A 14,252-nucleotide genomic window follows, 5' to 3' on the forward strand; every position below is an offset into this window, starting at 1 on the left:
CCGGTGGGGACGCCTGCCTCCCGGGTCTTCTCGGGTACGGCGGTGGTCAGTCGACGTCGACCCAGTCGAGGGTGCGTTGGACGGCCCGTTTCCAGCGTTCGTACTCGGCCTCGCGTTGCTCCGACGGCCAGGTGGGCTGCCAGCGGCGGCTTTCGTTCCAGTTCTCGCGTAGCTCGTCGGTGCTGCGCCAGAATCCGACGGCGAGGCCGGCGGCGTAGGCGGCGCCGAGTGCGGTGGTCTCGGCGACCACGGGCCGGCTTACTGGCACCCCGAGGATGTCGGCCTGCAACTGCATGCACAGGTCGTTGACCGTGACGCCGCCGTCGACCTTGAGACACTCCAGTGGTACGCCGGAGTCCGTGGCCATGGCCTCGGCGACGTCTCGGCTCTGGTAGCAGATCGACTCGAGGGTGGCCCGGGCGATGTGGGCGTCGGTGTTGAACCGGGACAGGCCAACGATCACGCCGCGGGCATCGGAGCGCCAGTACGGGGCGAACAGGCCCGAGAAGGCGGGCACGAAGTACACCCCGCCGTTGTCGTCCACCTGGCGGGCCAGCATCTCGCTCTGCCCTGCGGTGTTGATGATTTTCAGCTGGTCGCGTAGCCACTGCACGGCCGAACCGGTGACGGCGATCGAGCCCTCCAGCGCGTACACCGGCGCCTGGTCGCTGAACTGGTAGCAGACGGTGGTGAGCAGCCCCGCCTGGGAACGGACGATCTCCGTGCCGGTGTTGAGCAACATGAAGTTGCCCGTACCGTAGGTGTTCTTGGCCTCTCCGGCAGCGAAACAGACCTGACCGACGGTGGCCGCCTGCTGATCGCCGAGATCCGCGGTGAGCGGGACCGAGCCGGTGAACGGGCCGTGGGCGGCGGTGACACCGTACGAGTCCGGGTCGGACGACGGCCGGATCCGCGGCACCATCGCGCGGGGAATGTCGAAAAACGACAGCAGCTCGTCGTCCCAGTCCAGCGTCTCCAGGTTCATCAGCATGGTACGACTGGCGTTGGTCGGATCGGTGACATGCACGCCGCCCGCGGTGCCGCCGGTCAGGTTCCACAACAGCCAGGTGTCGGTGTTACCGAAGATGGCCTCCCCACGCTCGGCCGCCTCCCGGACCCCGTCCACGTTCTCGAGAATCCACTGGATCTTGCCGCCGGAGAAGTACGTCGCCGGGGGCAGGCCGGCCTTACGACGGATGACGTCTCCCCGGCCCGAGCGTTCCAACGCCGAAGCGATCCGGTCGGTCCGGGTGTCCTGCCACACGATCGCGTTGTGGTAGGGCCGGCCGGTGCGCCGGTTCCACACCACGGTGGTCTCCCGCTGGTTGGTGATCCCAAGCGCCGCGAGGTCGGTGACGGTCAGGCGATGCTCGTAGAGCACCGTCTGGATGACGGTCTGGGTCCGCTCCCAGATCTCCACCGGGTTGTGTTCGACCCAACCGGGCCGCGGCAGAATCTGCTGGTGCTCGAGCTGGTGGTGACCCATGTCGTTACCACCATGATCAAAAATCATGAAACGGGTACTGGTGGTGCCCTGGTCCACCGCACCAACGAAATCGGCCATTCGGAAGCTCTCCTCTGCGGGTCGTCGGGATATGTCGATCAGAGGCGGGCGCGCTCGGACACCGCAGCCGTCTCGGTCGCAGTCTCGCTGCCGTTCGCGCCCGGCTGCGGCTCATCGCTCGGCAGGAAGCGGCCGACGAACAACTCATAGAGGCCGGCGCCGATGACACCACCGGCTAGCGGCCCGACGATGGGCACCCAAAAGTACGGATATCCGCTCGGGTCCAGGAAGGCCGTCTCGTACCCGGTGAGGAAGGACGCGAGGCGGGGGCCGAAGTCGCGGGCTGGGTTGATCGCGTAGCCGGCGTTGACGGCGAACGCCATCCCAATCGCGACCACGATCAGGCCGACGATCAGCGGGGCAAGGTTGGCACCGGGCAGAGAGTTCCGGGCGTCGGTTACGGCAAGGATCAGAAACAGCAGGATCGCCGTGCCAATGATCTGGTCACGCAGGGCGCCCCACTCAGTGATGCCAGCACCCGGCAGAGTCGAGAAGACGCCCTGGCTCTTGCTGGTCAAGCCCGGGTCAAACCGCTGCAGCACCTCGCTGTAGTTCCAGCGAATGATCAGGGCCGCGACGAACGCCCCGGCGGTCTGTGCGAGGGCATAGGGCATCACCTTGCGCCACGAGAAGCCCTTGAACACCGCGAGGGCGAGGGTCACCGCGGGATTGAGGTGGGCGCCACTGATCCGGCCAGCGACGTAGATGCCGAGCGCGACGCCAAGGCCCCAGGCCCAGGCGATGCTGTCGAACTCACCGGTGCCACCGGCATTGACCTGGGCGACGACGCCCACGCCGAAGAGAATCAGGATCGCGGTGCCGGCGAACTCGGCGGCCAACTCTCCAAGGAGTCCGGGCGCTCTCACACGCTGTGTCATTGGTGTCTCCAGGTGGGGGTGGCGGCTCTCCGCGATCGGGGGATGGAGGGCCGTGCGATATCGGCGAGGTGGCGGACGTCGCCGTGCGGTGAACCGTAGGAAACATGAGGAGGCAGGTCAACGAACCCCGGTCGACAATGCCGAACACTGTTGCGTTGGCCCCGAACGCTTTAGCATCCGCCCCATGCCGGGTCAGGTGCAGTCCATCGCGCGTGCCGCGGCGATCCTCCGCCTGCTGGCCAGCAGTTCCGGCCGGCTCGGCATCGGGGATATCGCCCGTTCTCTCAACCTGCCCAAGGGCACGGCGCACGGCATCATACGTACGCTGCAATACGTCGGATTCGTGGAGCAGGACAAGACCTCCGGCAAGTACCAACTCGGCGCCGCGTTGCTGCACCTCGGCACGAGCTCCCTCGACGTCAACGAGCTCCGTTCCCGTTCCATCAACTGGGCGGACCCCCTCGCCGCGCGCAGCGGCGAGGCGGTCCGTGTCGGCACTCTGCTGGACGGCAAGGTACTCGTGGTCCACCACGTGTTCCGGCCCGACGACACCCTCCAGACGCTGGACGTCGGATCCCTGCTGCCCCCGCACGCCACCGCACTCGGCAAAGTCCTGCTCGCCTACGACGTGGGCGCCGCCAACGCGGTCAAGCAACGCGAGCCCGAGCCCTACACCCGACGCACCCTGGTCACTGCCCGAGCACTCACCCGGGCCCTCAGCGAAGTCCGGGACAACGGTTGGGGAGCCGAAGTCGGAGAGATGACCCCTGGCGAGGCCGGCATCGCCGCGCCGATTCGCGGCTACGGCGGCTTGGTCGTGGGCGCGATCGGGCTCTCTGGTCCGGTGGACCGCACCTGCGACGGGTCCGGCAACCCCCGCCCAGCCCTCGTCACGTACGTCCGCGACGCCGCCCGCGCGGTTTCCCGCGATCTCGGCGCCACGCGCTGGTGATCCGTCACCCACCACCCCGGCTTCACGAAGGGCGAGTAATGACCGAGCGCTTTGTCGTCGCTATCGATCAGGGAACCACGTCCACCCGGTGCATCGTCTTCGACCGCCGTGGCAACCTCGTCTCGGTGGCCCAGCGGGAACACCGGCAGCATTTTCCCCGGCCTGGCTGGGTAGAGCACGACGCTATGGAGATCTGGCGCAACGTCGGCAAGGTTGTTCCCCGCGCCCTCACCCAGGCTGGCATCACCATCGACCAGATCGCCGCGATCGGGATCGCCAACCAGCGCGAAACCACGATCGTCTGGGACCGGCGTACCGGTGTCCCGGTGGCTCCCGCGCTCATCTGGCAGGACACCCGCACCGACCTGGTGGTGGACGCCCTCACCCGGGCCAGCGGCGCCGCCGATATTCAGGAGCTGTGTGGGCTGCCGCTGACCACGTACTTCTCCGGCCCGAAGCTGCGCTGGCTGCTCGACCACGTCCCCGGCCTCGCCGAACGCGCCGATCGCGGCGAGGTGCTCTTCGGGACCATGGAGAGCTGGCTGATCTGGAACCTTACCGGCGGCCCGGACGGTGGCCTGCATCTGACCGACGTCACCAACGCCAGCCGTACCATGCTGATGGACCTGCGCACTCTCGACTGGCACCCCAGACTGCTGAGCTTCTTCGGCGTGCCGGCCGCCATGCTGCCGCAGATCCGCTCCTCGTCGGAGGTGTACGGCACCGCCACAGCCGTCCTGCCCGGCGTCCGGATCGCGGCGGCCCTCGGTGACCAGCAGGCTGCCCTGTTCGGTCAAACCTGCTTCGACCCAGGCGACGCCAAGTGCACCTATGGCACCGGCAGCTTCCTGCTGCTGAACACCGGTACCGAGCCGGTGCCTTCGCGGCACGGCCTGCTCACCACCGTCGGCTACCGGATCGGCGGCGAGCCGGCCTTGTACGCCCTGGAGGGGTCCATCGCGATCACAGGATCCCTGGTGCAGTGGTTCCGCGACCGGCTGGAGCTGATCAGTACCGCACCGGAAATCGAGACCCTCGCCCGAACAGTCGGCGATAACGGCGGCTGCTACATTGTGCCCGCCTTCTCCGGGCTATTCGCCCCACACTGGCGCAGCGAGGCGCGCGGCATGATCGTCGGACTCACCTCCTACATCACCAAGGGGCACCTGGCCCGGGCTGTGCTGGAGGCGACCGGGTGGCAGACCCGTGAGGTGGTCGACGCCATGAACGCCGACTCCGGGCTGGATTTGACCACCTTGCGGGTGGACGGCGGGATGACCGCGAACAACTTGCTGATGCAGTTCGTCGCGGACGTACTCGCGGTGCCGGTGGTGCGCCCGATGGCGGCCGAGACGGTCTCCCTCGGGGCCGCATACGCAGCCGGGCTCGCGGTTCAGTACTGGCCAGATCTGGAGGGCCTGCGTAGCAACTGGCACCCGGCTGCCCGATGGGTGCCGGAGATGGATGCCGCAGTCCGGACACGGGAACGGGAAAACTGGCGGCGGGCGGTGGAGCGCACCTTCGACTGGATCCGGCCCACAGAGGACCCTGCTCGCCGCTGACCCACAACCATGATCAAGGGTAGAGAGAAGCCGAGCCCAATCTGGTGCGTCAAGGTTGATCTGAGTTTCACCTGGTGCCCCCGGCAGGATCCGACCCTGCGACACACGATCGGGAAACCGACCGTCGAAAGAGTGCCCAGGTGCCTCTGACCTGTATCGGCGGGCCGACTTCGGAGTTCCCTGGTGATGATCAGTCCACGCGTGGTCCGTGGCATCGGCAATGCGCAGCGGCCGCTCAACCGGTGGAACGATTCTGCCCTTTGTCGCCCTCGGCCTGCCTCAGACCGCTCACGTAGACCGGCTTTTGGCTGTACGCGGGCAGACGATTCGCCCGACCGCAGTAGCGGCGACTTACCTGGTTCGCCGACCCTCCGGAAGGGTCTCGGTCGCCAGTCGCGGCAGTCGCCTACTGTCGGCTGGTGATGAGCGACGAGGACGTGGAGGCCATCCGCCGACGACCGGCGTATCGGGCGGCCATGTGGCTGGGTCGGTTGGTCATCATGCCGCAGGTGGTGCCATTCGTTGTTGTCGCGATTGATGATGACGTCACCGTGGCCGACGCTGTCTTCTCCTACTCCTGGCTCTCCCTGGTCGTGCTGGCCGGCGGGTTCTTGCTTCTCTGGCGCGCTGGAGTTCCCTTCACACGACGGGGTTGGTCGGTCGAAACAGCCGCAGACTTCACGCTCAACGAGGCGATGACCTCAGACTTCTTCTTCCGGCGACGATGACACCCCGCTTTGCGGTGCTGCTTGGCATAGCTCACAGTGGATCGCGAAGCGCGGAGCCCGAGGCGAGGAACTGCAGTTCGGAAGGTCATTCCCGGTTGACCCCTATTTGTCCGGAATACCTGGTAGGCGGCGTTGCCCTGGTGTTCCCTGCCCCGATCACTACCGTTGATGACCGTCTGGAACACCGGCTACCGGCACACATCTGGCACGGTGGTGCGGATGTCCGGCGGTGTACGGCTCACCGCCCCCGGCCTTCGAGCCGGGAAGGCTTGCTGTGTCACCGGCTTTTCGTGCGCTTTGGACTCAGTGCTCGGTGGCAAGGGTGGGCCGTATGCGCAGGCACCGAATCAACCCGATATGGCCGAACTGCAAGTCCTGCCACTGCATGTTCACATGCGGATGGTCTGCGGCTGGTAGGGCTCTTCGAGGTATTCGATCTGATTCTCGGTTAGCGAAACGTCCACTGCGGCAACAGCATCATCAATGTGCCGCTCCTTGGTGGCCCCGACGATGGGGGCGGTCACCCCAGACTTACTCAACAGCCAGGCGAGGCCAATCTGTGCTGGTGGGAGAACGCACTCATTGGCGACGTGGGCCACCCGTCGGAGGATCCGCTCGTCGCCGCGCCCGTACAACGCCTCCCTGCGGTCGGCGTCGCCGCTGGACACGCGGGCGGTGGCCGCTGCCTCGGTCGCTCCGGCGCGGGCGACCAGTCCACGGGCCAGCGGGCTCCACGGGATGACGCCGACTCCCTGGTCACGGCAGAGCGGAATCATCTCCCGTTCTTCTTCTCGGTAGAGCAAGTTGTAGTGATTCTGCATGGAAACGAACCGGGTCCACCCGGACACGTCGGCAGTGTGTTGCGCCTTGGCGAACTGCCAGGCGGCCATACTGGAGGCACCGATGTATCGGGCCTTTCCGGCACGCACCACCTCGTGTAAGGCCTCCATCGTTTCCTCGATCGGTGTCTGGTCGTCCCAGCGGTGGATCTGGTATAGGTCCACATGGTCGGTGCCGAGCCGGCGCAGCGACTCGTCAATGGCAGCGTGAATGTGCTTGCGAGATAGCCCACCGTCGTTGGGCCCGCTGCCCATGGGAAAGAAGACCTTGGTGGCAAGTACGTAGTCGTCCCGCCGCGAGAAGATCTTACCTAGCAGACGGCCGGTGACCTCCTCACTCGTTCCTAACGAGTACATATCGGCGGTGTCGAAGAAGGTGACTCCGGCATCCACCGCCCGCCGGACGAGAGGTTCGGCAGCGTCCTCGGTGAGCACCCACCCAGCACTCTTGCCGCGATCGCCGTAGCTCATCATTCCCAGGCAGATCCGCGAGACCTTCAGCCCTGTCCTGCCCAAACGTACATACTGCACTCGGTTCGCCCCCCCCATGCGACAACCAGATCACCGTGATCCTACGAGCAGGTGTGTGGTAGCACGCAATACCTGAGGCCTCCGTCACCTGAGGCTCTCGGTTCGGTGCCGACCTGGCGTGCGGTCGGCGCGTTTGCCTCAGCGTTACCGGCTCCGGCGGAGCCTACTGGCGATTGCGGTCGCCCCCGGTGGGTCGCCCAGGCGCGGGCGGCTTCAGCTAGTGGCCCACGATGAGGGGCTGGGTTCTCGCGTAGCCGATGCTCCCAAAGGGCAGCGAGAGCGGCAGCGAAGGCGTCATCGGCGGCCCGAGTCGAGCGACAGGTCCGGGTGCCGGCCCTCCACATGATCGAATCCGTGGGCTAACCAGCCCGACCTTTCGACGACCCACCGTAGTCGCGGTGTGGTGTCGGGTAGCCACGGGTTGACACCTGCTTCCGTGCGATGCATCCGGGACATGGGGTGAGTGGTTCGGATGGCCTTGCACTCGGCACCGGTTCACCTCACGGACCCAAGGGTGACGCGCGGGGCGGGGCGTGGGCTCGGGCCGGTTGACTTTCCGCCCCGCCGTAGACGGGCGGGGTGGCGGCTCCGTCAGGAGCCGGTTACCGCGCCCGGTCCGCACCGCCCGGCGCGCTTGATTCTAATGAGAACGATTCGGCAGCAGCAGCCGATCGTGTCCTCCATCGGCTGATCTGCGACACGCGTCCGCCAGGTGATCTGCGACAGTCGGGGGTGTGGATCTGGGTATACGTGAGTGTCAGCGGACACCTTCGGTCCGCCGCCAGCGGTGCCGCTCAGGGATCCAGGCTAGGGAGTCGGCAGTGGTTGGCTCCGTCAGAGCGACTACGGATTCGTCGAACAGGTGCCACTCGTGCCGGGAATACGCTTCGGCGGCGATGAGCAACGTCGACGCGTGGTCGCCGTGTAGCAAGACCTCGCTCACGAGCCCAGCACAGCGACCGCCCTCGACAATGGTGTCGTAGACGACGTCCACCTGGTTGATTGGGCCGCGTACGAGTGGAATCCCTTGACGGGACCGCAGTGAGCCTAAGTCGAACTCCGGCAGCCGGAGTTCCGTGGTCGGAATGAAGCAGAGACCAAAGAGCATGTCATTCTGGTAGATACTGATCTCTGCTGATGTGTTGGTGCCGATGGCGCGTAGCCAGGCGTAGGGCGTTAGAGCAGCGTCGGGTTCAGCCCACGCAGTCGCGACATCGTGAGGACCAGATTCAAGGGCCCATTCCTCTCCCTCCCACGACTCGACGCTCATGGAGGCCAGCAGAAGTGCGGCCGAGATGTTCTCAGTGATCCAGCCGTGTTGGTCAGCCAGTCCAGCGGCAGCCAAGAGGTCCGCCACAGCCTCGTGCGTCATGGCGGCTAGGTCGTCCGCCGAAGGCATGACTTGCCCGCGCGCTGCGGAGAAGACGGGGAACGGGCCATCGTCCCCGCGGAAGACTGCCCAGGCCGGTTCACCGGTCCGGCTGGTGAACTCCCATCCAAGTCCGTCTCGGGCGCCTACATCGCTGGCGACAACCGCATCCCACAGAGAGCGCCAGTCCGTCATCGGTCAGTTCCGTTCGCGTGTGCGACACAGGCGTTCGTCGAGTGCTCCGCGACATCTAATTGGTTTGATCGTGACATGACAGGGCTTTCGTCGGCGGCTAAGCTGCCGCTTCTAGTGTCTCGTGATTCTGTTGTGTTTACGTGATGGTTGTGGTCTGCGGCGTCGATGTCGTATGGCAGTTGTCGGATCACGTGGGCTTGTGTCGTGTCCGTCGTGTATTTATTCGACATGGCCTCCACAGCCGTATGTCGCTGTCATAGCCTGTCGTCGTCCACACTGGAACGCCGCCGGGTGAAGGAAGGCGTCCACCCTGATCCGCGAGTGGATCGAGCTGAGGTTGACCGAGCTGGAGAACGACCGGCCGGTGTCGCTGTCGGCGCTGCGCCGCGCGATCGCCTACGCCACCCAGGCCGGCCGCGCCGCCTGGACGGACCCGCGCTTGGGTGGCTGTCCCATAACCGCAGATACGTGATCTTGGAATGGTTTTGTTGGGCGCTTGGATAATCGGCGTTGCCACCGGTCGAGGTAGTTACGGCAGGAGCAGGTCGTGGATGTTCCAGGCGAGCTTCCCGGCGGACCAGGAGGTGTTCGCGCAGATGGCGACGTCGATGTTGAGGCTCGGGTAGTGGTATAGGCGGGTGCTGACGCCGTCTTCCTCGCCGGTGTGGCCCCACCGGATGACGGTGCCGTCGTCGTCGAGGATCGACATGACGCCGTAGCCGTAGCGCCAGAGGTAGCCGCGGACCTTCTCCTCGCGCTCGGCGACTCGGGGGGCGAGCATCTCGGCCACGGCCTGATCCGGTAGCAGGGCGCCGGCGCGTAGGGCCTGGGTGAAGGCGATCAGGTCGGCGGCGGTGGCGGTGGCGCCGCCGTCGGCGGCCGGCTCTGGGGTGGTGGCGTAGATGTTGCGGGTCCAGCCGGTGATCGCGCCGGTGCCGTCGCGGGCGGGGACATAGCCGTCGGCGACCCGCGGTGCGTCGGCTTCCAGAGGCAGGAGGTCGGTGTCGGTCATGGCGGCGGGGCCGAAGACGTGCTCGCGCAGGTGCTCGGCGAACGGCGCCATGGTGAGCTGCTCGATGAGCATGCCGAGCAGGATGTAGCTGGCGCCGTTGTACTCGTGCCGCTCACCTGGAGGGAAGCGGGCCGGTTTGTCGGCGAACAGCGGCAGGTAATCGGCGTTACGACGCAGCAGATACACCGGGTGCGTGCGGAGCAGTTCGGCCCAGGTGGCCTCCCAGTCGCCGGTCTCGTCGAACCAGTCGGCGATACCTCCGGTCATGGTCAACAGCTGCCGCACCGTCACCTGCGCCGAGATCGTGGTTTCGGCCAGGTCGAGCAGCTCGACGATGGGTGCGTCGAGGTCGAGCAGGCCCCGCTCGACGAGTTGCAGGACCCCGACCGCGGTGAACATCTTCGACACCGACGCCACCCGGAAACGGGTATCGAGGGTGTGGGGCACCTGCCAGGCCCGCTGCGCCAACCCGGTCACGCAGGAGTGCAGGGTGTCCTCGCCGCGGCGGATCAGGACCACGCCGGAGAAGCCGTCCGTCTCGGCGGCGCGTGCGACAGCGGCCGGAATGTCGGCCAGTACGGAACTTTCGGGCATCGTGGCTTCTCCTGGGGTCGCGAGGTCGGGCGGGAGGACCCGGCGGGATCGTAACGACTGATCATTATCGCGACCACCGATTTAGTACTCCAGCTTCCCGCGCGGCAGCATCGTGGCGGTTCTCGGCCCGAACGGGGCCGGCAAGACGACGTTGGTCCGCATCCTGTCGACGTTGCAGCCACCGGACGCCGGAAGCGCCCGGATCTGCGGCGTCGACGTGGTGGCCGCGCCCGCCCAGGTCCGGCGCCGGATCGGCCTCTCCGGTCAGTTCGCCGCAGTCGACGAGTACCTCACCGGTCTGGAGAACCTGACCATGGTGGGCCGTCTCTACCAGCTCGACTGCCGCACCACGCGCAGCCGAGCCGAATCGTTGATCCGGCGGCTGGGGCTCGACAGCGCCGCGGACCACCCGGCCCGAGGTTATTCCGGCGGGATGAGTCGACGCCTCGACCTGGCCTGTGCGCTGATCGGGCGTCCCGACGTGCTGATCCTGGACGAGCCGACGACGGGAGTGGACCCGGCCGGCCGCCGGGCCCTGTGGGACATCGTCAGAGGGCTCGCCGAGGACGGTGTGACCGCGCTGCTCACCACGCAGTACCTGGATGAAGCGGACCGGCTCGCCGATCGCATCGCGATCCTCGCCGGCGGCCGCCTGGTGACCGAGGGTACGCCCGAGGATCTCAAGAAACGCCTCGGCGGCGACCGGTTGGCGGTGACAGTGGACCGGCGGGACGCTGACCGCGCGGCGCGTCTGCTGGCGGCACACGGCCTGCGGGAGCCGGACCGGAGCCCGGACGGGTGCCGGCTCTCCGTGCCGGTGGCCGACGCCACCGTTGCGATGATCGGGCTGGCGGGTGACCTCCGTGCGCACGGTGTGGAGCCGCTGGAACTGGGCACGGAGCGGCCCAGCCTCGACGACGTCTTCCTGGCCCTGACCGCGGCGGAGGAAGGCGGACACCGATGCCGACCCTGCGCGGGGCGCTCACCGACAGCGCGATCCTGACCTGGCGCGACGCCATCCGCATCCGCCGGGTGCCTGACCTGTTGGTCTTCACCACGATCCAGCCGGTGCTGTTCGTCGTGCTCTTCGCGTACGTCTTTGCGGATGCCATCACGGTGCCCGGGTCGGACTACCGCGCGTACCTGATGCCGGGCGTCATCGTGCAGAGCGCGGTGTGGGTCTCCGCGATCACCGCCATCGGCCTCGCGGACGACGTGCGGCGCGGCATCGTGGATCGCTTCCGGTCGCTGCCGATGGCGGGTGCCGCGGTCCTGGTCGGGCGCACGGCCGGGGATCTGCTCAGCATGGTGCTCGTGGTCCTGGTCTGCGCAGGCGCGGGACTCGCAAGGGGATGGCGGCCGGCCGGCGACGCGGCCGGACTGCTCACCGGTGGCGCGCTGGTTCTGGGCTTCGGGTACGCGCTGACTGGTGACGATTCTGCGAGCGCACATCGACCGCTTCGGGGTGGGTGCCGACGGGCGGCTGTTCCGCAGCGGGCGGGGCAACGTGGTGGCGTCCTCGACGTACTCCCGGGTGTGGGCGGAGGCGCGGCGGTTCAGCCTGCCACCGGAGCGGGTGGCCTCTCCCCTGGCCGGTCGTCCGTACGACCTGCGGCACGCCGGGGTGTCGCTGTGGCTCAACGCGGGCTTACCGGCTCCAGAAGTCGCGGAGCGGGCCGGCCACTTGGTCGACGTGCTCCTCAAGGTCTACGCCAAATGCCTCGACGGGGACCGCAGCCGGATGAACGAACGCATCGAAGCGGCGCTCAACTGATGGCACGGCACCGTTCCCGGAACTCTGTGAGCCAGCCGAGCACCTGCTCGTCGTCATGCAGGTACGGTTCGTCCGGCCCGTCGCGCAGATCGATGCCGGAAAGCATCCCGAGTGCCCACCAGATCGTCTCATCGACCTCGGCGTACTCCAGGGTTTGCATAGCCCGGGTTGCCCAACGGTCGACCTCGTCGCGCGACTGGCCGCCGTTGAGGATGGCCGTGAACCGGACCTCCACGTCGGCGCGGCTGGGCGGTGTTGGCTGGCCAATAGTCACGACTACGATCCTGCCAAGCGGGGCGCGTTTCTGTCGACCACGAACGGTCCTGAGCTGGTCAAACGCCCTTGCTCATACACCCAAGATCATTGCACATATTTTGTACGGACGGCGACAAGTAGCGGCTTTCAGTGACCTACACCTGCGCATGTGTGCTAATAGAGGGGCGTATGTATTGTCAGCTCAGATCGTGTTTTCGCTGATCTTCGAGGTGCCCCCGGCAGGAATCGAACCTGCGACACACGGTTTAGGAAACGAGTAAAGAAGGGCTCGCCACAGGGCTTCTGACCTGCACGGGTAGGTCGATCTCGACCCCTCCTGCTCATGATCAATCCACGTATAGTCCCTGGCGTCGCCAGTGTGCCGTGTTGATTGCGGCCAGCGGGGTGGCCGCCAGCCTGGACGCTGCTGCTCCGGCGAGCGCTTGCTGTCGCGGCCCCCACCCGTCCTGGAGGGTGGGTAATGACGGCGCCATCCACGAGCCCGCCGAGACGGTTGTAGAGGTTGAGCCGCGCCGAGCGGACTTCTCGTATACGTACTTCTCCGGCTTGCGTTTTCGGATGAAGCCTAGCCAGCACTGGATTGCGGGCGCTGCCATTGGCCTGACGGCCTTGCCTCCCCGCGCACGAGGGGTACTATCCCGGGCATGCCAAGACCTCTCGCCCCCCATGGGACCGCGAACAGGTGGCGCACCGGGTGCGGGTGCGACGAGTGCTATGGAGCGCACCTGGATGACCTGTTTTTGTGGAGGCGGAAGAAGGCGGATCTGCGTTTCCCTGCCCCAATCCGAAATGAGGTTTTGCGTCTCATCCGGCAGGGCTACAGGCCGGTTGAGGCTGCACGGCGGGTCGGAATCCACGTACAAACTGTTTACGCCCGTAGCAGGATTGATCCCGCCTGGCAGGGCCGCCTTGATGGCGCTCTGATGGCGGGCCGGCGGCCAGATGTGCCGCACGGCACGCCCACGGGCTATAGGCATTTCTGGTGCGTCTGCCCGGAGTGCCGGGCCGCCCATCACAAACCGAAGGAATAAAGAACCAAAACCTTGACACTGCCGTTGGCTCGCCCCGGCCGCCTCCCACGGGGGATGGAGACGCGCCGGGGCGAGCGGCTACAGGGGGCGGGTCAGCTCCGGCCGGGGGCGTGGCCCTTGCGTGCCGTGGTGAGCCGCCCAGGCGTGGGCGGCCTCCGCCAGTTGCCTTCGGTGGGGGACTGGGTTTTCGCGTCGGCGTTGCTCCCACAGGTCCGCGAGCGAGGACGCGAAAACTTCGACCGCCTCGGGGGATGCCTGCTTCCAGGGCGGGATCTGATCTGCCCAGGATTCGGCTTGTGCTGGCGTGTGGCCTGCCCGGATGAGTCGGACGATCATCAGGGCTGTGTCGATCCACGCCGCACCCCTGATGGGCATCGACCAGTCAACGAGACGCACGCCTCGACCGACAAGGAAATTGAACGGCGTGACATCGGTGTGGCAGAGGGTATCGCCGTCAACGAGGTGGGGGGCGATTCTGCCCTGCCAGCGGACGGTGGCGGGCTGGACGCGAACTGGCGGGCAGGGCGTCAGCGCATGGGACAGCCCGGTCAGAGCATCGGCGATAGCCGGTAGGTCGTCCGAGCCGGGCGATAGGTCCGGGTGCCGGCCCTCCACGTGATCGAAGCCGAGGGCCAGCCAGCCCTCGGCTTCGACCACCCACCGTAGTCGCGGTGCCGTGTCGGGGAGCCATGGATTGACGCGTGCTTCCATGCGATGCATCCGGGACATGGGGTGAGTGGTCCGGATGGCCTTGCAGAACACCGGCCCACAGTCGGCGCGGAGAGTGGCGGCGATCTCCGAGGTGGCGCCGGTTGTGGCGGAGCGTGCTGCTCGGACCGGGCCAGTGTGCGACTCGATGCTACGTCGTACTGAGGTGGGCAGATCGTCCCACTGGTGGTCGGGCATCCCGCTCCGCTCCCGTGCTGACCGCGGTGGCTTGAGTTCCC

At 66.8% G+C, this 14,252-nt stretch carries 12 protein-coding genes and 2 pseudogenes; 7 read left to right on the top strand and 7 right to left on the bottom strand.

What is annotated here, in order from left to right:
* Positions 1-46: 46 nt before the first annotated feature.
* The gene (glpK, locus tag STROP_RS02495; protein ID WP_011904413.1) at positions 47-1,564 is read right to left on the bottom strand and encodes a glycerol kinase GlpK; all 1,518 of its coding nucleotides are present in this window, start codon (positions 1,562-1,564) and stop codon (positions 47-49) included.
* Between the two features lie 38 nt (positions 1,565-1,602).
* On the bottom strand, positions 1,603-2,442 hold the full coding sequence (locus STROP_RS02500) for an MIP/aquaporin family protein (protein ID WP_011904414.1): 840 nt from the start codon (positions 2,440-2,442) through the stop codon (positions 1,603-1,605).
* Positions 2,443-2,626: 184 nt separating this feature from the next.
* Here STROP_RS02500 and STROP_RS02505 point away from each other — a divergent pair, with 184 nt between their 5' ends.
* The 3 genes from STROP_RS02505 to STROP_RS02515 all read left to right on the top strand — a co-directional run bounded on the left by STROP_RS02505 (position 2,627) and on the right by STROP_RS02515 (position 5,684).
* Positions 2,627-3,394 (top strand): IclR family transcriptional regulator, encoded by a 768-nt coding sequence (locus STROP_RS02505; protein ID WP_026275384.1) that lies wholly within the window; start codon positions 2,627-2,629, stop codon positions 3,392-3,394.
* A 38-nt stretch (positions 3,395-3,432) separates the two neighbouring features.
* A complete protein-coding gene (glpK, locus tag STROP_RS02510) occupies positions 3,433-4,956 on the top strand; it encodes a glycerol kinase GlpK (protein ID WP_011904416.1) in 1,524 nt (507 codons plus the stop codon).
* A gap of 422 nt (positions 4,957-5,378) precedes the next feature.
* Entirely contained in the window at positions 5,379-5,684 is a 306-nt protein-coding gene (locus tag STROP_RS02515; RefSeq protein ID WP_011904417.1) for a hypothetical protein, read from the top strand.
* 389 nt (positions 5,685-6,073) lie between these two features.
* Here STROP_RS02515 and STROP_RS02520 read toward each other — a convergent pair whose 3' ends face one another.
* Both STROP_RS02520 and STROP_RS02525 read right to left on the bottom strand, forming a co-directional pair.
* Positions 6,074-6,997, bottom strand: coding sequence for an aldo/keto reductase (locus tag STROP_RS02520; RefSeq protein ID WP_026275386.1), 924 nt, complete (start codon positions 6,995-6,997; stop codon positions 6,074-6,076).
* Between the two features lie 814 nt (positions 6,998-7,811).
* On the bottom strand, positions 7,812-8,618 hold the full coding sequence (locus tag STROP_RS02525; protein ID WP_011904420.1) for a hypothetical protein: 807 nt from the start codon (positions 8,616-8,618) through the stop codon (positions 7,812-7,814).
* A gap of 337 nt (positions 8,619-8,955) precedes the next feature.
* Between STROP_RS02525 and STROP_RS25965 the strand changes: the two genes are divergently transcribed.
* The gene (locus STROP_RS25965; protein WP_020678857.1) at positions 8,956-9,090 is read left to right on the top strand and encodes a hypothetical protein; all 135 of its coding nucleotides are present in this window, start codon (positions 8,956-8,958) and stop codon (positions 9,088-9,090) included.
* 57 nt (positions 9,091-9,147) lie between these two features.
* Here the strand turns inward: STROP_RS25965 and STROP_RS02530 are convergent, their stop codons facing one another.
* The gene (locus STROP_RS02530; protein WP_011904421.1) at positions 9,148-10,224 is read right to left on the bottom strand and encodes a serine hydrolase domain-containing protein; all 1,077 of its coding nucleotides are present in this window, start codon (positions 10,222-10,224) and stop codon (positions 9,148-9,150) included.
* Positions 10,225-10,330: 106 nt separating this feature from the next.
* Here STROP_RS02530 and STROP_RS26095 point away from each other — a divergent pair.
* The 3 genes and pseudogenes from STROP_RS26095 to STROP_RS02540 all read left to right on the top strand — a co-directional run.
* Positions 10,331-11,227, top strand: a pseudogene (locus tag STROP_RS26095) (ATP-binding cassette domain-containing protein); the annotation flags it as partial.
* Positions 11,185-11,526, top strand: a pseudogene (locus STROP_RS26265) (ABC transporter permease); the annotation flags it as partial. The pseudogenes STROP_RS26095 and STROP_RS26265, both read left to right, overlap by 43 nt.
* A 127-nt stretch (positions 11,527-11,653) precedes the next feature.
* Complete coding sequence (locus tag STROP_RS02540) at positions 11,654-11,998, top strand: site-specific integrase (protein WP_011904423.1); 345 nt, start codon at positions 11,654-11,656, stop codon at positions 11,996-11,998.
* Here STROP_RS02540 and STROP_RS02545 read toward each other — a convergent pair.
* Complete coding sequence (locus STROP_RS02545; RefSeq protein ID WP_011904424.1) at positions 11,991-12,272, bottom strand: hypothetical protein; 282 nt, start codon at positions 12,270-12,272, stop codon at positions 11,991-11,993. The genes STROP_RS02540 and STROP_RS02545 overlap by 8 nt on opposite strands.
* A 1,111-nt stretch (positions 12,273-13,383) precedes the next feature.
* Positions 13,384-14,211, bottom strand: coding sequence for a protein kinase family protein (locus tag STROP_RS02555; protein ID WP_011904426.1), 828 nt, complete (start codon positions 14,209-14,211; stop codon positions 13,384-13,386).
* Positions 14,212-14,252: the final 41 nt, after the last annotated feature.

This window comes from Salinispora tropica CNB-440 (assembly GCF_000016425.1).
Taxonomy (GTDB): Bacteria; Actinomycetota; Actinomycetes; order Mycobacteriales; family Micromonosporaceae; genus Micromonospora; species Micromonospora tropica.